We start from the raw sequence: 17,109 nt of genomic DNA on the forward strand, positions 1-17,109 counted from the left end.
AACGGAGTCGCTCAAGTACCCTAACCGGCGGGACGCGGGCGTCGGCGCCCGGCGTCACCGCGGCACGGAGCACGACCGAGGAGAGTGTCCGCCAGGCATGACTGCTGACCAGCTGATCGCCGGCGACGTCGCCCCGCCGCGGCGCCCCGCCACCGAGGCGGACCGGACAGTCGAGCTCATCCGGACCAGCTTCGCGCTGGTCGAGCCCATGGCCGAGGAGCTCGGTAAGCACTTCTACGCCACCTTGTTCAGCCGCGCGCCCGAGACGCGCGACCTGTTCCCGGTGAACATGGAGGTGCAGCGCAGCCGCCTGCTGCGCGCCCTGGTCCACGTCGTACAGATGGTCGACCAGCCCGACGATCTCGTGCCGTTCCTGCAGCAGCTCGGGCGTGACCACCGCAAGTTCGGGGTGCTGTCCCAGCACTACGACGCCGTCGGCGAGGCCCTGCTGTCCGCGATCTCGTCCTACGCCGGCAACGCCTGGACCCCCGAGATCGAGAAGGCCTGGACCGGCGCGTACGGCATCGTCGCGGACGCCATGCAGCAGGCCGCCGCCGCCGAGCGCGGCCCCGCGTCCTGGATGGGCCGGGTCGTCGACCACCGCCGGATCGGCTGGGACCTCGCCGTCGTGACGGTCGCGGCCAGCCAGCCCGTGCCCTACCAGGCGGGTCAGTACGTCTCGGTGGAGACGCCGCACCGTCCGCGGCTGTGGCGCTACCTCTCCCCGGCCAACGCCCCGCGCCGGGACGGCACCATCGAGTTCCACGTCCGCGCGGTGGACAACGGCTGGGTCAGCCGGGCCATCGTCGCGCACAGCCGGATCGGCGAGACCTGGCGGATCGGCCCGCCGATGGGCCGGATGGCCGTCCCGCAGCACAGCGAGCGCGAGCTGCTGATGGTGGCCGGTGGCACCGGCGTCGCCCCGATGAAGGCGCTGCTCGACGAGGTGAGCCGGCGGCCGCGCCCGCCGCGCACCCAGGTGTTCGTCGGCGGCCGCACGTGGGAGGACCTCTACGACTTCACGTCGCTGCGGAAGCTCTCCTACAACTTCCCGTGGCTCGACGTGATCCCGGTCGTCGAGTACGAGGACGACCCCTCCGGCGCCGAGACCGGCACCCTGGCCGACGTCGTGACCCGGTTCGGCGCGTGGAGCGACCACGACGTCCTGGTCTGCGGCTCGCCGGCCATGATCCGGTCCACCGTGTCCCGGATGCTGGTCGCCGGGACGCCGCTGGACCGGATCACCTACGACCCGTTCACGATGGACTGAGGCGGCTCCGCCGCCTGTGAGTACTTTTCGGGGCCCTGACCCCGAAAAGTACTCACAGGCCGAAGGCCTCGGTGGTGCGCACCGACAGCACGTGCAGCGCGCGCGAGCCGGTGAAGGCGTCCCGGCCGTGCAGGAACCGGTAGTTGTCGAGGATCAGCAGGTCCCCGGCGTCCAGCCGGAACCGCGGCGCCACCTCGAAGGCCGTCGCGAGCAGGTCGGCGTACTCCTCGATCCGTGCCAGGTGCTCGTCGAACTGCGGTTCGCGGGGGACGGGGAGCGCGTAGTCGCTGGCCCGCACCGCCCGGCGGCCACCGCGGGTGTGCTCGACCATCCGCCGTAGCAGCGGGGTCGCCGGCACCCCGCGGGGCAGGCTCGTGCGGCTGCCGAAGAAGTCGACGTCGCACCGGGTCAGGAACCCGTGCAGGTCGGGGTGGTCGGTGGCCAGCCGGTCGACGAGTGCGTAGCCGTCGACGAGCACCGAGTCCCCGCCGGAGGGCGCCGGCACCGAGCAGTGCATCAGCAGGTAGTCCTCGTCCGGGTCGCGCAGCCGCACGGTGCGGCCGTGCACGTCGGCCTCGAGGTACGCGCCGTCGTTGTGCAGGCCGAGCGCGGGCGAGTCGGTGCCGCCCTGCGGCCGGATGCCGAACAGCTCCCGCAGCCGGCCGCCGAGCGCCGTCGCCGCCGCGACGACCAGTGCCTCCGGATCGGTCCCGACCCCCGGCACCCGCACGACGCCGTCCTCGGCCAGCACCCCGCGGGCGTCGGCGAGCGACGCGCTGCGGGGCTCGACGCCGGTCCCGTCCACGAGGTCCTTCAGCTCGGGCCGGGACTCGCCCTGCCGCCGTCCGTCCACACCGGTCTTCGCCACGTACGCCTCCTTGCTCGTGCTTTCGCACAAGTGTGGCAGGAACTATCCGTTCTCAGAACTGCCCGGTCGGACCGGTCGCCCACCGCCGTTCGAGCGCGCGCCCGAGCAGCGTGACGAGCAGGGCGGTCCCGACCACGGCCAGGCCGGGGAGCAGCGCCAGCTGGGGCGCGACGAACAGGAACTGCCGGCTCTCGGCGAGCATGGCGCCCCACTCCGGGGTCGGCGGCTGCGGCCCGAGGCCGAGGAACGACAGCCCGGCCACGGTGAGCAGGGTGTTGGCGAACCGCAGGCACAGGTGCGACAGCAGCGGCCGGGTCAGGTTCGGCAGCACGTGCCGGGTCGCGATCCGCAGCGGACCCGCGCCGATCGCCGTCGCGCCCATGACGTAGTCCCGGGACCTCTCCCGGGCGACGAGCTGGTGGGTGAGCCGGGCGAACGGCGTCCACCCGACCGCGACGATCGCGATCAGCAGCGGTCCGGGCCCGGGTGCTCCGTCCTCGGACGCCGCGATCACGACCAGGCCGACGAGCACGGCGGGCACCGCCACCAGGACGTCGACCAGCCGTTGGATCGACTGGCCGAGTGCGCCGCCCACCCAGCCGCCGAGCGTCCCCAGCAGCGTGCCGATCGCGGCGCACAGCGCCAGCGCGACCAGGGTGAACCCGACCGAGATCCGGGCGGCGACGGCGAGCCGGGCGAGCATGTCGCGTCCGAGGTGGTCGGTACCCAGCGGGTGCTCGGCCGACGGCCCCGCGAACCGCTGTCCGAGGTCCGTCGTGGTCGGGTCCAGCGGCAGCAGCGCGACCACCACCAGGACGCCGACGAGCAGCACCGCGCCGGCCCGGGCCGGGCGCCGCAGACGGGACGCCCACCCTGCGGCCGGGATGGACGGTGTCGCGGCGGTCATCGGGCTCCGCTCCGGGCCACCGGGTCGAGGGCGAGCGCGACCAGTTCCGCGACGATGCCGGCCAGCGCCGCGACGACGACGATCGCGAGCAGTCCGGCCTGGACGACGGGCAGGTCCTGGCCGAGGACGGCGTCGTAGAGCAGCCGCCCCAGACCGGGGACGGCGAACAGCACCTCGACCACGACCGCGCCGCCGAGCAGGCCGCCCAGGAACAGCCCGGACAGCGACGTCACCGAGGTCAGGGCCAGCCGGCCACCGTGCCGCCACAGCACGACGGAGTCGGCCAGGCCCTTCGCCCGGGCGACCGCGACGTGCGGGCGCCCCAGCGCGTCGACGGTCTCGGCCCGGACGAGCTGCGCGGCCAGCGCGGCCGGGAACGCCGCCAGCGTCAGCACCGGCAGGACGGCCTGGGCGGGCGTGCCCCACCCGGTCGCGGGCAGCAGCGGCAGGTACACCGCGAACGTCAGCACCAGCACGGTGCCGAGCACGAACTCCGGCACCGCGACACCGAGCACCGACCCGGCGGTCAGGAACCGGTCCAGTCGTCCCCCCGGACGGCGGGCGGCCCGGACACCGAGCGGGATCCCGGCCAGCCCGGCCACCGCCAGCGCGGCGACGGCGAGCAGCAGCGAGGTGCCCAGCGCGGGCAGGAGCAGGCCGGTGACGGGGGTGCGACTGACGTAGGAGATCCCCAGGTCGCCGGTGAGTGCGTGCCCGGCCCACGCCACGAACTGCTCGACAGCCGTCCCGTCCAGCCCGAACTGCGTGCGGATCGCCGCGAGCACCTCGGGGTCCGGATCGGACTCGGCGGTCCGGCTGCGCAGCACGGCGAGCTCGGTGTCCCGGCCCGAGATGCGGGGCAGCGCGAAGACGAACACCGCGGCGAGCGCGATCACCAGGGGCAGCGCCAGCAGGCGCCGGACCAGGAGCGTCGTCACTCCGTCTTCGCCAGTTCCGGGGTCACCAGGGTCTTCGCCAGCGGGTCGACCGCGTAGCCGGTCACGTTCCGGCCCACGCCGCCGGCCTGGGTGTGCACCAGCGGGACGCCGACGGCGTCGGCGTTCAACCGCTCCGACGCCTGCCGGAAGACCTCCTGCCGGGCCTGCGGGTCGGCCTCGTCCGCCAGTGGTTCGAGCAGCGCGTCGAACTCGGGCGAGCAGTACCGGTTGATGTTGTACGAGCCGTCGCAGGTGTAGTCGCTGGTCAGGGTGGCGCCGGCGTCCGGGACGTCGAGAAGGTAGCTGCGGGAGAGCAGGTACATGTCGTAGTCGCCGTCGAGCAGGGCCGGCTCGCGCGCCTCGTAGTCGCCGACCTGCAGGGTCGCGGAGATCCCGGCCTCGCGCAGCATCTCCTGCACGGCGGTGGCCAGGGTCGGCAGCTCGGCGCGGGTGGCGTAGGTGCCGAGGGTGACGCGCAGCGGGTTGCCGGCGTCGAACCCGGCCTCGGCGAGGAGCTCACGGGCCCGGGCCGGGTCGGCCGGCGGCGCCGGGTCCTGCGATCCCCACGCCACCGCGGGGCCGAACAGCTCGGAGGCCGGCACCGCGGAACCGGCCAGTGCCTGCTCGCCCAGCGCGGTCCGGTCGATGGCGGTGGCGACGGCCTGCCGGACCCGGATGTCGTCGAACGGCGCGCGGGACTGGTTGAGCAGCAGCGACGCGGTGCGCGGTGCGGCGACGGTCTCGTTCGTGTACTCGCCACCGGTGAACTCCAGCGCCGCGGACTCGGGGAGCTCCTGGGCGATGTCGACGTCCCCGGCGCGCAGCGCGAGCGCGCGGGCGGCCGGATCGGGCACGAAGTTCGCGGTCAGCCCGGCGAGCTGCGGGCGTTCGCCCCAGTAGGTCTCGTTGCGGTCGACGGTGGCCGACTGGGTGCCGTTCACCTCGGTGATCGTCATCGGCCCGGTTCCGGTGCCCTGGACCGACGGCGGGGTGGCCTCGTACGCGGCGGGCGCCAGGATCGCGGTGTTCGCGCTGCTCAGCCGCAGCGGCAGGATCGGGTCCGGGCCGGTCGTCGTGACCCGGACGGCGGTCTCGCCGTCCGCGGTGGCCTCCAGCCCGATGCCCCGGACCGGGCGGGGTGGGGCCTCGACGCCGGCCAGCCAGTTCAGCGCGCCGGCGACGGCCTCGCCGGTGAGCGGCTCGCCGTTCTGGAACGTGACCCCCTCCCGCAGCTCGAACCGCCAGGTCCGCGGGTCGGTCTGCTCCCACGACGTGGCCAGCAGCGGACGCGCCTCGCCGTCCGGACCGGACGCGACCAGGGACTCGGTGACGCCGAGCTGGGAGACGGCGAACGCGTCGTCGGTGTCGATCGCGTAGCCGGCGTCCGGGCCGAACGCGACGGCGACCACCATGCGCGCGTCCGGGACGACCTCGCCCGTGCCGCCGCCCGCTCCGCCGCAGGCGGTCAGGACGACGGCGGTCAGCGCGAGCGCGGCGGTGCTGCGGAGCCGGGAACGGGCGGGTGCGGCGGGCATGCGTCGCGGTCCTCTCCGGCGCCCCGACCGGGTGTCGTCCGGCGCCCGGAAGATCCTCGGAAAGGATGAGCAGACGGTCAAGCTTGTGCGTGTTCACGCATATATGCCAATTGCCATCGATTGGCGGTTGAGCCGCGCCTGCTGGTAACACTGCACGGTGCTCCCCAGGCTCCGCCGACCGTCGGCCCCGGATCCGTGCCCCACCGGGGCCCCGACGACCCGGTGGTCGCGCTTCTCCGCGTTACCGCCGGTCATGAAGCTGCTGGTCTCGACCCAGCTCGCGTTCAACGTCGGCTTCTACATGGTGCTGCCGTACCTGGCGACGCACCTGGCCGAGGACCTCGGGCTGGCGGCCGCGGCGGTCGGGCTGGTGCTCGGCCTGCGCACGTTCAGCCAGCAGGGCCTGTTCGTGGTGGGGGGCGCCCTGACCGACCGGTTCGGGGCGAAGCCGGTCGTGCTCGCCGGCTGTGCCCTGCGGGTGGTCGGGTTCCTGCTGCTCGGCGCCGCTGGGACGCTGCCGGCGGTGATCGGGGGCGCGTTGCTGACCGGGTTCGCCGCGGCGCTGTTCTCGCCGGCGGTGGAGTCGTCGCTGGCCCGCGAGGCCGGGGCGCGCGAGCGCTCCGGGGAGGGGCCCGCGCGGACCGAGGTGTTCGGGATGTTCGCCGTAGCCGGCCAGGTCGGGACGGTCACCGGCCCGGTGATCGGCACGGCGCTGCTGCTGGTGGACTTCCAGCTGGCCTGCCTGGTCGCGGCGGCCGGGTTCGTGCTCGTCGGGCTCGCGCACTGGCGGTGGCTGCCCGCGCGGCCCGCGGAGCAGGCCGGGCATCCGATCCTGGCGGGCTGGGGCGAGGTGCTCGGCAACCGGCGGTTCATGATCTTCGCGGCCGGCTACTCGGGCTGGCTGCTCTCCTACAACCAGCTCTACCTGTCGCTGCCCGCGGAGCTCGAACGCGTGGACCGGACGGCGGCGCTCGGGTTCCTGTTCGTGCTGATGTCGGTCCTGGTGATCACGCTGCAGCTGCGGGTGACCGGCTGGTCGCGACGGATCGGGTCCGGACGGTCGCTGGTGCTCGGGTTCGGCCTGATGGCCGCGTCGTTCGCGGTGGTCGCGGCCGCCCGGTTGCTGCTGCCGGACCTGCCGGGGTGGTGGGCGCTGGCGCCCGCGGTGGCGATGGTGCTGCTGCTGACCTTCGGGGAGATGTTCGCGGTGCCGGTCGCGCAGGACCTGGTGCCGCGGCTGGCCGGGGAACGACGGCTGGGGGCGCACTTCGGCGTGCTCGCCTCGTTCGGCGGGCTGATGGTGCTGATCGGGTCGATCGGGGTGGGTGCGCTGCTCGACCCGGCCTTCCCTCCGGCGGTTCCGTTCCTGGTGCTCGCGGCGATCCCGCTCGTGGGCGCACTGGTGCTGGGCACCCTCGCCCGACGCGGCGTGCTGACGACGACCGCCTGACCGTCTGCCGCCGGTCCCGGCCGGTTGCCGCGACCCGTCGCCGGTCGGCGCGACCTCTGCGGAGGGTGCGGCAGCCGGTGACCGGTCGCGGCAGCGGTCGGCCGCAGGGATCGCTGCGGGGACGCCGTGGGGGTCGGGCCGCTCAGCGGGGGTCGGTGGGGCGCCAGCGGACGACGGCCTGGCGCCGGTCGACCGGAACCAGGTCGCGACGGTAGGAGCGGTGGACGGCCGCGGTCGCCTGGGCGGCGGCCGCCCGGACCGCGGCGAGCTCGGCGGCCGTCTCCTCGAGCTGGGCCCGCAGGTCGTCGACCAGCTGTTCCAGCTCGATGATCCGCTTCACCCCGGCGAGGTTGACCCCCTCGTCCTGGGAGAGTCGCTGGACCTCGCGCAGCAGCGCGATGTCCCGGGCCGAGTACCGGCGTCCACCGCCGGCCGCCCGGCCCGGGCTGACCAGCCCGAGCCGGTCGTAGCTGCGCAGGGTCTGCGCGTGCAGTCCGGACAGCTGCGCCGCGATGGAGATGACGAACACGGGCTGGTCCTGTGCGGTGCCGTCGGGCAGGCCGGGATCCATGTTCCCGACGTCGATCGGAGTGTCGGACGGCCGGGCACCCGCAGGCCCCTCGGGCCGCGGGCCGTTCCCGGTCGGTCGTCCGGATCCGGCCACCGCACTCACCTCCTGGCCCGACCCAGCAGGTCGGCCCGCGGATCGACGTCCTTGGTCGCCTCGGCGTAGGCCTGCAACGCCTCGCTGGCCGCGGTGTCCAGCTTCTGCGGCACGGCCAGCTCGACGGTGACGAGCAGATCGCCCTTCTTGCCGTTCTTCCGCTCGACCCCGCGCCCGCGCGCCCGCAGCGTCCGGCCGCTGGAACTCCCCGGGGGGAGCTTCAGCGAGACGGTGCCGTCCAACGTGGGCACGGTCAGCGTCGCACCCAGCGCGAGTTCGGGGAAGGTCACCGGGACCGTGACGGTCAGGTCGTCGCTGTTCTTCTTGGACCGCCCCAGCACCCGGTGCGGCGTGACGTGCACGGTGACGTAGAGATCACCGGCGGGTGCCCCGCCACGTCCGGGCTCGCCCTGGCCGGCGAGCCGGACCTTCTGGCCGTCGTCCACTCCGGCCGGCACCCGGACGGTCAGCGACCTGGTCCGGTCGGAGATGCCGTTGCCGCCGCACTCGGGGCACGGGTCGTCGATGATCCGGCCGGAACCGCGGCAGTCGCGGCACGGCTCGGAGAACGAGAACGCGCCCTGGCTGCGGTTGACGAGACCCTGCCCGGAGCAGGTGGGGCAGGTCCGGGGTGTGCTGCCCGGCCGGGACCCGGTGCCGCCGCAGCGTTCGCAGCGGCCCGGCGACGTCAGTGTGATCGGCATGGTGGCGCCGCGGACCGCGTCGTCGAAGGAGATGGTCAGGCTGCTCTCGACGTCGGCGCCCCGCTGGGCACCGGCCGTCCCGAAGCCGCCCGCGCCACCGGCGCCGCCGCGGTTGCGGGCCGTACGGCCGAAGATGTCGCCCAGGATGTCGCTGAAGTCGCCACCGCCCGCACCGCCGCCGCGTCCGGCCTGTCCGAACAGGTCGTTGATGTCGAAGCCGCCGGAGCCGCCCGCGGTGCCGCCGCCGGGGAACCCGCCGCCGCCCGGGAAGCCGCTACCGGTGCCGTAGCCACCGAAGCCGCCGCCACCGCTGAACATCGAGCGGGTGTCGTCGTACTCCTTGCGCTTGGCCTCGTCCCCGAGCACGCCGTAGGCCTCGGACACCGACTTGAAGCGGGCCTCCGCCTTCTCGTCACCCGGGTTGGCGTCGGGGTGCAGCTCGCGGGCGAGCTTGCGGTACGCCTTCTTGATCTCGTCCTGGGACGCCGTCGAGGAGACGCCCAGCTCGCGGTAGTAGTCCTTCTCGATCCAGTCGCGCTGGGTCACTCCGCCTCCTTCCCGTCGACGTGCGCGGTGCGGCGGGTGCGTTCCCGCGTCCCGCCGCACCGCACGTGCACGTCCCGTTGTTCCGTTCCGGTCCGGGTCAGGCCGGTCCGGCCTGCTCGCCGCCGTCCTGGGCCGCACGGTCCGCGGCCTCGGCCGGCACCTCGTCGGCCGGGCGGTCCTGCACCGTCACCATCGCCGGCCGGAGCACCCGGTCGGAGATGCGGTACCCGCGGCGCAGCACGGCGGACAGCACGGTCACCGTCGGGCCGGAGCCCTCGGCGGGCTCGTGCTGGACCGCCTCGTGCAGCTGCGGGTCGAACGGCTCGCCCTCGGCACCGAAGGCCTCGAGACCGAGCCTGGTGACGACACCGGTGACCTTGTCGGCCGCCGACTTGAACGCGCCCGTCAGGTCGCCGTGCTGCTCGGCCCGCTCGAAGTCGTCCAGCACCGTGAGCAGGTCACTGACGAACGAGACCTTCGCCGAGAGCTGAGTCTGCTCCCGGTCGCGGTCCGCCCGCCGCCGGTAGTTGGCGTACTCGGCACTGACCCGCTGCAGGTCCGCGGTCCGCTCGGCGATCTCGGCGGTCAGCTTCTCGACCTCCGGGTCGACGCCGTCCGCCGGGCCCGCGACCGGGTCGGCGGGACCGTCCGGGGCCGCCTCACCGGCGTCCCCGAACGTGATGGTCTCCTCGCCGGTCCGGACCTCACCGGTCTCCGGGTCCACCTTGCGGCGGTCCCGGAAGGTCACCGGCTCGTCCTGGGAGTTCTCGTCTGCCATGTCGACCGTCCCGTCTCCTGGATGGCCGTCGGCCGTCACTTGTCGTCCTTGTCCTTCTCGTCGTCCACGATCTCGGCGTCGACCACGTCGTCCTCGGCGGACTGCTGCTCACCGGCAGCGCCGGCCGCCCCGGCACCCGCCGCACCCGCGGCACCGTCGGCGCCCGGCTGGGAGTAGAGCGCGGAGCCCATCTTCTGGGACTCGGTCGCCAGCTTCTCCATCGAGGACTTGAGCGCCTCGTGGTCGGTGCCCTTGAGCGCCTCCTGGGTCTCACCCAGCGCGGCGTTCACGGAGTCCTTGACGTCGGACGGGAGCTTCTCGTCGTTCTCCTTGACGAACTTCTCCGTCTGGTAGACGAGCGTCTCCGCCTGGTTGCGGGTCTCGGCCTCCTCGCGGCGCTTCGCGTCCTCCTCGGCGTGAGCCTCGGCCTCCTGCACCATCCGGTCGATGTCGTCCTTGGACAGCGCCGAGCCGCCGGTGATCGTCATCTCCTGGCTCTTGCCGGTGCCCATGTCCTTGGCGGACACGTTGACGATGCCGTTGGCGTCGATGTCGAAGGACACCTCGATCTGCGGGACGCCGCGCGGGGCCGGCGCGATGCCGGTCAGCTCGAACATGCCGAGCTTCTTGTTGTAGGCGGCGATCTCGCGCTCACCCTGGAAGACCTGGATCTGCACCGACGGCTGGTTGTCGTCCGCGGTGGAGAAGATCTCCGAGCGCTTGGTCGGGATCGTGGTGTTCTTCTCGATCAGCTTGGTCATGACGCCGCCCTTGGTCTCGATACCGAGGGACAGCGGGGTGACGTCCAGCAGCAGGACGTCCTTGACCTCACCGCGCAGCACACCGGCCTGCAGGGCGGCGCCGGCGGCGACGACCTCGTCCGGGTTGACGCCCTTGTTCGGCTCCTTGCCGCCGGTCAACTCCTTGACGAGCTCGGTGACGGCGGGCATCCGGGTGGAGCCACCGACGAGCACGACGTGGTCGATCTGGTTCACCGAGATGCCGGCGTCCTTGATGACCTGGTTGAACGGGTTGCGGGTGCGGTCCAGGAGGTCCTGGGTGATCCGCTGGAACTCCGCGCGGGACAGCGTCTCGTCGAGGAACAGCGGGTTCTTGTCGCCGTCGACCGTGATGTAGGGCAGGTTGATGCTGGTCGAGGACGAGCTGGAGAGCTCGATCTTCGCCTTCTCCGCGGCCTCGCGGAGCCGCTGCATCGCCATCTTGTCCTTGGTCAGGTCGATGCCCTGCGAGCTCTTGAACTTGTCGACGAGCCAGGTCACGATCCGCTCGTCCCAGTCGTCGCCACCGAGGTGGTTGTCGCCGTTGGTCGCCTTGACCTCGACGACGCCCTCGGCGATCTCCAGCAGCGAGACGTCGAACGTGCCGCCACCCAGGTCGAAGACCAGGATGGTCTGCTCCTTCTCGCCCTTGTCGAGGCCGTAGGCCAGCGCGGCCGCGGTGGGCTCGTTGACGATGCGGAGCACGTTCAGGCCGGCGATCTGGCCGGCCTCCTTGGTCGCCTGGCGCTGCGCGTCCTCGAAGTACGCCGGGACGGTGATCACCGCGTCGGTGACCTCGTCGCCCAGGTAGGCCTCGGCGTCCCGCTTCAGCTTCTGCAGGACGCGGGCGCTGATCTCCTGCGCCGCGTAGGTCTTGCCGTCGATCTCCGGGGTCTTCCAGTCGGAGCCGATGTGGCGCTTCACCGAGCGGAAGGTGCGGTCGGAGTTCGTGACGGCCTGGTTCTTCGCGGACTGACCGGTGAGAACCTCGCCGTTGCGGGCGAACGCGACGACGGACGGAGTGGTGCGGGCACCCTCCGAGTTCGCAATGACCGTCGGCTCGCCACCCTCGAGGACGGCAACGACGGAGTTGGTGGTCCCGAGGTCGATACCGACCGTACGAGCCATGGTGACTGCCTCCGATTGATGTTCGTGTTGATGTTGAGTGCCTTCCGCTCAGGTTGTACCAGGCCGGGGAGCGACGTGCGCGCCCACCTTGAGCGGACCTTGCTCAACTTGCTCTGACCGTCCAACGGGCGGGCTTCGGAAGTTGTTCCCGGGTGGCTCAACTTTCTCGGAGGCCCTGGTCATGGAGCGGAACGACCACGGGGGACGACGGCGGCGGGCTAGCCTGTGGGCTCCGTCTCCCTGCGTCTCCGCCCCGGAGGATCACGTGGCTCGAACGGTTCGGCGTGGTGCGTCCGTCTTGCTTGAGATCGCTCTCGGTGTCTCGCTCGTCGCAGGCTGCGGAGCGGCCCCGGATGCCGAGGGGGCGAGTCCGTTCCCGCCGCGACCGGCAACGATCGACCTCCGGGGAGTCGACGTCTGCGAACTGGTCGACGATGAAGACCTCGTCGAACGCGATCTCGAGCCAGGCACCGCCACTGTCGCGGACGTCGGCGGAATTCCGTCGCCCACCTGCGCATGGATAGCGACCGACGGACGCGCCAGCTACAGCGTCCAAAATATCGGGCAGCCCGCGTCGATCGCTCTCGGCGGCCCCACGTCCGAAGTTGCGAGAGTTGCGGGATTCGGCGCGGTACTGGATGCACCGGAAGTGAACAACGGACCCGGCTTCCCCGCATTCTGCCAGGTCGCGGTCGACCTCAACGATGATCAGACGCTGCGGATCCAGGTAAGCAATGGCGACCCACGGACAGGCGGCGATCAGGCCGAGCTTGACCGAGTCTGCACGGAGGCAAGCACCTTCGCCGCCCTCATCGTCGACGGCCTGCCAGCCCAACGATAAGAATCTGTTCGCATTAGCTAACGACGTCCTGAATTTCAGTGTGCTTGGAGGACTGAGTCCCGAAGCTTCGCTATGTGACCTCACCAGCCCACCTGCCTCGCGGGTCCGCTTCGGACTCTCTCCTGACCCAGATCAACGCCGACAACGTTCTAGCAGTCAGAGCATCGCTTCTGCGGCATCAATCGCAGCTGCGAGACGCTCTCCTCGCAGCCGAGAGCCGAATAATCCTGGAACCACTCGGCGGAGACGTGATTTCGGACGACGCGACTCCGCTCTTCCAGACGAAGATCAACCAGATCACACAAGCGCACTGGGCGCATCACGAGGAACTGCTGGAAGCGACCGACCGCCTGCGGGAAGCGGCTCGCCACTACGGACTGATCGAGGACGAGGTAACCGATACGCTCCGCCACACCAACAGCGGCCCGATGTTTCGCGGCCATCTCGCCGAGGGCTGAGGACAAACCATGTTCGGGCTCCGCTGCCACAACTTCGAGGCTTACGACATCGCAACCAAGTTCGCCTGGGTGAAGGACCAACCCGGCATGACCGCCGTGACCCCGGTCGCCGACGGTCTGAACATCCTCACTACTTCCCTCGACAACGCCCGCACGACCACCGACTCCAGCATCACCCAGCTCGGCATCTCGTGGCATGGCCCGGCATCCGACGCAGCGAAGGAGTCGTTGGTCGACACCTCCGCAGGCGTCGCCGACACGGCGTCGGTCGCCCAGAACGGCGCTGCCCAGCTCCTCGATTACGGACGCTCGTTCGAGAAGATGCGCCAGCAGATCGGCTTCGACGATCCGGCCGATTACACCTGGTACCAGCGCTGGGGCGACAACATCAGCGAGGCGGCACACGCGTTGTTCGGCAACGGGGCCGACCACGTCACCATCGCCGAGCGGAACCAGGTCAACGACGAGATCGCCAACCGCGCCCTGCACCAACACTGGCTGGAGACCTCCGACGTCCACGAGCGATTCACCGACGCCGCAGCTGCTCCTCGTACCGGAGCGGTGACGACCCCGGGCTCCGGCGGCGACATCGGAGTCGGCGGGATCGCAGGAAGCGGGGTCGCGGGGAGCGGCGGCTCCGGTGGAACGGGTTGGACCCGTCCCGCACCGGACACGGTCGCGAGCGCCAACCTGCCCACACCGACGGGCGCCCCCGGCCCCGCATTTCCCGGACCGTACGCGGCCGGTCCGCCGGCTGTGGCCGATCTCGGGGGTCAGAGCGGCGTCGGAGCCACGGGAACGAGCCCACCGCACACCGACGTCAGGCCGGGAGGCGCCAGTTCGAATGCGTCCGTGGGACCGGGTGCTACGGGAGCACCGGGTGGCACCGGCGCACTCCCGGTACCTCCCGGTTCCGGGACCACTCCACTCTCCGGAAGGGGCCGTCCGTTCGGCAACGACGTCCTGCGTCCCGTCCAGGATCAGGTCAGACCGCAGGATCTCGGCCCACGCACCCCCTACCGGGGGCCCACCGTGACCGGGCCGGGCGGTGGCCCGGCGATCAGCGGTCCGGGCAGTACGGCAACGATCGGGTCCGACCGGACGATCCCGGGCGCGGGGTCCCACGGCGCCACCCGATTCCCGGATCCCGCCCGGGCCAGGGAAGAGCAAGCGCGCGGGTTCGCGGACCGCGCCCGCGAGCGGTCGCTCGTTCCACCGTCACCGGGCACGGCGTCCGGGGTCCGCGGTGGCGCCGGCGGACGTTGGCCCGGTCACCCCGTCGGGCTCGGGAGCGGGCCGGAGGTCGGCTCCGGCGCCGGGACGGCCGAGCACTATGCCGCGCGCGGTGGCGGCGCGGGAGGCTCCTGGGCCGGCGAGCCTCGCGCCCCGGGGACGCGCGGCGGAGTCGTCGAACCCACCACCGGTCGTATTGCCGAACCCGGCTCGGGACGCGGGGCCGCAGGCGGCCAGGGCGCCTACGGCCCGATGATGGGCGCCGGCGCCGCGGGCGCGAACAACTCCCAGGACCACCGCAACCGCTACATCATCGCCACCGACGAGGTGTTCGACGTCGAGATCACCGCAACCGACGCCGTCCTCACCCCCGAGGAGCCGAGCCGATGAGCGCGATCGCCTGGGAGCGGGCCACCGTCCTGTCCGCCGCCGAGTTCGACGTCGCCCGCGACCTGCTCGACCTCGGGCCGAACCCGGCCGTGCTCGAACTGCTGAGCCCGGGACCGACCGACGTCGAGCGGGCTCGCGTGGTCCGGGACGCCGTCGGGTCGATGGCCGCACGCGGCCTGGTGGCCGACGGCGTCTTCGAGCCCGCCCTGGTCGACGACCTCCGGACGGTGATCACGCCCGAGGAGGTCCAGGACCTGGTGGTCGCGCCGCCGTCGTGGCAGCGGGCGCTGGTCGGCCACCGTCGCGGACGGGCGGTGCTCGCCGCCCGGATCGACGACGAGGTCGCGCTCGTCCGCGTCGCCCCCGGGCAGGCGGCGGCCGCGCTCGTCGAGCTGCTCGGTGCCGTCGTCCCGGGGCCGGGTCGGGCGGTCCGGATCCCGGTCCGGGTGCCGGCGGAGGCGGTCGAGCGGGCTGCCGGTGACCCGGACCGGCTGGTCGCCGAACTGCAACGGCGCGGCGTCCCGAGGGCGGACGCCGAGCTGCTGCGACGGATGACCGTGGTCGAGGGGATGGCCCAGCTGGGTGCCGGCCGGAAGGCACCGGACCCGTGCCGCGCACCGGCCGTCGTGCTGGTCCATGCGACCGCGCAGGGCTGCTATCTCCAGCGCCGGCCCACCCCGGAGCGGATCGGGGGACCGTTGCCGGAGGACGCGATGCTCCTCGCGGGTCCGGCCGACGCCGCCACCCTGGCCGCGGAGCTGGACGCCCTGGCCGACGCCGTCCGGCACCGGCGTGCACCGGTGGACGCCCTGAGGACCTGGTAGATCGCGGGCTCGGTCCCGATCGGTGCCGACGATGGCACCGATCGGAACCCGTTCGATGATCACCAACCGGGTTCTGACCGGTGCCGCCGACGGCACCTACCGGAACCCAGACGATGATCACCGGGCCGCCGAGTCCCCCACAGCGGTCGACGGAGTCGCCTACGCGGGGTTCGGAGTCGTCCCCGGTCGCGTGGCGAGCGGGACCAGGTCCTCGAAGTCCCACGGGACGGGCTGGACCCGCACCGGGTGGTCCCGGTTGGGGGCCTCGACCATCATGTCGTCGCCGAGGTACATGGTGACGTGGTAGATCGTCGTCGGGTCCGAGGTGTCGCGGGCGTAGAACAGGAAGTCGCCGGGCTGCATGTCCCGGACCGGCAGGTGCCCGCCCGAGTTGTACTGGTCGCGCGAGACCCGGGGGATCGTCATCCCGGCGGCCTCGTAGGCGCGCATCAACAGGCCGGAGCAGTCGTAGGCGTCCGGGCCGGTGGCGCCCCAGACGTAGGGCTTGCCGACCTCGCCGAGCGCGAAGCCGATCGCGGCACCGGCCACGCCGGGCGGCAGCGCCCCGGTGGGGCCCGGCTCGCAGCCCGTCGGGTTCGCCACCTCGCCGAGGTCGGCGACGATGTCGGTGGCCAGCGGCTCCCACTTGGCGTAGGCGTCCGGGAAGGCGGAGCGCTGCACGATCTGCGCGGCGACCGTGACCGGCATGGCCTCCCAGCCCTGGACCTCCACCAGGTGCTCGTAGAAGATCCGGCTGCTGTAGGCCGGGTCGGTCACCTGCGCGGGCGAGCCCCAGCCCATCGACGGGCGCTGCTGGAACAGGCCCAGCGAGTCCCGGTCCCCGTAGTCGATGTTGCGGAGGGTGGACTCCTGCATCGCGGTGGCCAGCGCGACCACCCACGCCCGGGGCGGCAGCTCCATGTCCTTGGCGACCGAGATGATCGCCGCCGCGTTGGCGCGCTGCTCGTCCGAGAGCGTCTCGACGGTCGCACCCCCGCCCCCGCGGCCGACCGTGGCCGTCGAGATCCCGGGGTCGCACCACTGCGCCTGCCCGCGTCCGCCGACCTGCGGGCTGAACGCCAGGAACCCGACGGTCAGGAACAGGACCAGCGCCAGCGCGATGGCGACGAAGGGCAGCAGCAGCCGCAACGGACGCAGCAGCCGGGTGGCCGGAGTGCTCATGCCCGGCTCATGTCCGGTCGTAGCGGGACACGCGCCAGCCCGCGTCGGTCTCGACGACCAGGATCGACAGCTCCACCGCATCGGTCGGCACCGTCACCTCGACGCTCTTCGGCGCGACCCGGGTCGGGGTCGGCACGCCAGTGACCCGCGACGCCGGAACGGCCTGCGGGTCGACCCCCGCCAGCACGCCGAGGAACTCGTCGGTGGTCCAGGGCCGCAGCCCGGCCAGCCACTGCTGGGATGTCATGCCCTCGGTGTGGTTCACCCACGCCGACGTCCAGACCCGCGCGGCCTCCAGAGCCGGCGGCGGCGCCTGGTCGAGCGGGAGGTTCTCCGGGGTCAGCTCCGGCTGCGGGGGCAGCATCGTCGGCGTCGGCGTCGCCGACACCCCGGACCCGCCGGAGTCCCAGCGTTCCCCGTTCTGCTGCCCGCCCCCGGCGAGCAGCCCGCCGGACGACGCGCCGCCGCCGACGGAGCCGCCCACGTACACCAGGCCGAACACCAACCCACCCAGCACGACGACCGTCACGGCCAGCCGGGCCGGCGAGCGCAGCGGCCACTGCCAGATCGACCGGTAGGCGGCGGCCCGGCCGCGGGAGGACCTGATCGGCACG

The 17,109-nt window shown here is 72.6% G+C and carries 16 protein-coding genes; 6 read left to right on the forward strand and 10 right to left on the reverse strand.

Annotation, left to right across the window (positions count from 1 at the left end; translation table 11 throughout):
- Positions 1-97 precede the first annotated feature (97 nt).
- Positions 98-1,270 (forward strand): globin domain-containing protein, encoded by a 1,173-nt coding sequence (locus WIS52_RS17100; protein WP_349299255.1) that lies wholly within the window; start codon positions 98-100, stop codon positions 1,268-1,270.
- Between the two features lie 52 nt (positions 1,271-1,322).
- Here WIS52_RS17100 and WIS52_RS17105 read toward each other — a convergent pair whose 3' ends face one another.
- Genes WIS52_RS17105 through WIS52_RS17120 form a run of 4 tightly spaced genes read right to left on the reverse strand, consistent with a single transcriptional unit; the run spans position 1,323 to position 5,518 of the window.
- The gene (locus WIS52_RS17105; RefSeq protein WP_349299256.1) at positions 1,323-2,138 is read right to left on the reverse strand and encodes a TauD/TfdA family dioxygenase; all 816 of its coding nucleotides are present in this window, start codon (positions 2,136-2,138) and stop codon (positions 1,323-1,325) included.
- Positions 2,139-2,190: 52 nt separating this feature from the next.
- Positions 2,191-3,045 (reverse strand): ABC transporter permease, encoded by an 855-nt coding sequence (locus tag WIS52_RS17110; RefSeq protein ID WP_349299257.1) that lies wholly within the window; start codon positions 3,043-3,045, stop codon positions 2,191-2,193.
- Positions 3,042-3,983: an ABC transporter permease gene (locus WIS52_RS17115; RefSeq protein ID WP_349299258.1), complete on the reverse strand. Its 942-nt coding sequence runs from the start codon at positions 3,981-3,983 to the stop codon at positions 3,042-3,044. The genes WIS52_RS17110 and WIS52_RS17115 overlap by 4 nt, the downstream gene beginning before the upstream one ends.
- Positions 3,980-5,518, reverse strand: coding sequence for an ABC transporter substrate-binding protein (locus tag WIS52_RS17120; RefSeq protein ID WP_349299259.1), 1,539 nt, complete (start codon positions 5,516-5,518; stop codon positions 3,980-3,982). The genes WIS52_RS17115 and WIS52_RS17120 overlap by 4 nt, the downstream gene beginning before the upstream one ends.
- 253 nt (positions 5,519-5,771) lie before the next feature.
- Here WIS52_RS17120 and WIS52_RS17125 point away from each other — a divergent pair, with 253 nt between their 5' ends.
- Positions 5,772-6,968 (forward strand): MDR family MFS transporter, encoded by a 1,197-nt coding sequence (locus tag WIS52_RS17125; protein ID WP_349299260.1) that lies wholly within the window; start codon positions 5,772-5,774, stop codon positions 6,966-6,968.
- A gap of 142 nt (positions 6,969-7,110) precedes the next feature.
- On the opposite strand, the gene WIS52_RS17130 is transcribed toward WIS52_RS17125, so the two are convergent.
- From WIS52_RS17130 to dnaK, 4 genes are all read right to left on the reverse strand, one after another.
- A complete protein-coding gene (locus tag WIS52_RS17130; RefSeq protein WP_349299293.1) occupies positions 7,111-7,539 on the reverse strand; it encodes a heat shock protein transcriptional repressor HspR in 429 nt (142 codons plus the stop codon).
- Between the two features lie 98 nt (positions 7,540-7,637).
- Complete coding sequence (gene dnaJ, locus WIS52_RS17135; RefSeq protein ID WP_349299261.1) at positions 7,638-8,882, reverse strand: molecular chaperone DnaJ; 1,245 nt, start codon at positions 8,880-8,882, stop codon at positions 7,638-7,640.
- A 97-nt stretch (positions 8,883-8,979) separates the two neighbouring features.
- Positions 8,980-9,660, reverse strand: a complete 681-nt coding sequence (gene grpE, locus WIS52_RS17140; RefSeq protein WP_349299262.1) for a nucleotide exchange factor GrpE — start codon at positions 9,658-9,660, stop codon at positions 8,980-8,982.
- Positions 9,661-9,695: 35 nt separating this feature from the next.
- Positions 9,696-11,567: a molecular chaperone DnaK gene (dnaK, locus tag WIS52_RS17145; protein WP_349299263.1), complete on the reverse strand. Its 1,872-nt coding sequence runs from the start codon at positions 11,565-11,567 to the stop codon at positions 9,696-9,698.
- Positions 11,568-11,865: 298 nt separating this feature from the next.
- On the opposite strand from dnaK, the gene WIS52_RS17150 reads away from it, so the two are divergent.
- The 4 genes from WIS52_RS17150 to WIS52_RS17165 all read left to right on the forward strand — a co-directional run bounded on the left by WIS52_RS17150 (position 11,866) and on the right by WIS52_RS17165 (position 15,313).
- A complete protein-coding gene (locus tag WIS52_RS17150) occupies positions 11,866-12,408 on the forward strand; it encodes a DUF3558 family protein (protein WP_349299264.1) in 543 nt (180 codons plus the stop codon).
- A 248-nt stretch (positions 12,409-12,656) separates the two neighbouring features.
- Positions 12,657-12,866 (forward strand): hypothetical protein, encoded by a 210-nt coding sequence (locus tag WIS52_RS17155; protein ID WP_349299265.1) that lies wholly within the window; start codon positions 12,657-12,659, stop codon positions 12,864-12,866.
- A 9-nt stretch (positions 12,867-12,875) separates the two neighbouring features.
- A complete protein-coding gene (locus WIS52_RS17160; RefSeq protein WP_349299266.1) occupies positions 12,876-14,489 on the forward strand; it encodes a hypothetical protein in 1,614 nt (537 codons plus the stop codon).
- Positions 14,486-15,313: an ESX secretion-associated protein EspG gene (locus WIS52_RS17165; protein ID WP_349299267.1), complete on the forward strand. Its 828-nt coding sequence runs from the start codon at positions 14,486-14,488 to the stop codon at positions 15,311-15,313. The genes WIS52_RS17160 and WIS52_RS17165 overlap by 4 nt, the downstream gene beginning before the upstream one ends.
- A 159-nt stretch (positions 15,314-15,472) precedes the next feature.
- Here WIS52_RS17165 and WIS52_RS17170 read toward each other — a convergent pair whose 3' ends face one another.
- Together WIS52_RS17170 and WIS52_RS17175 are read right to left on the reverse strand one after the other, a co-directional pair.
- Complete coding sequence (locus WIS52_RS17170) at positions 15,473-16,495, reverse strand: C40 family peptidase (RefSeq protein ID WP_349299268.1); 1,023 nt, start codon at positions 16,493-16,495, stop codon at positions 15,473-15,475.
- A gap of 7 nt (positions 16,496-16,502) precedes the next feature.
- Positions 16,503-17,108: a hypothetical protein gene (locus WIS52_RS17175; protein WP_349299269.1), complete on the reverse strand. Its 606-nt coding sequence runs from the start codon at positions 17,106-17,108 to the stop codon at positions 16,503-16,505.
- Position 17,109: the final 1 nt, after the last annotated feature.

It is taken from the genome of Pseudonocardia nematodicida (assembly GCF_040105385.1).
Taxonomy (GTDB): Bacteria; Actinomycetota; Actinomycetes; order Mycobacteriales; family Pseudonocardiaceae; genus Pseudonocardia; species Pseudonocardia nematodicida.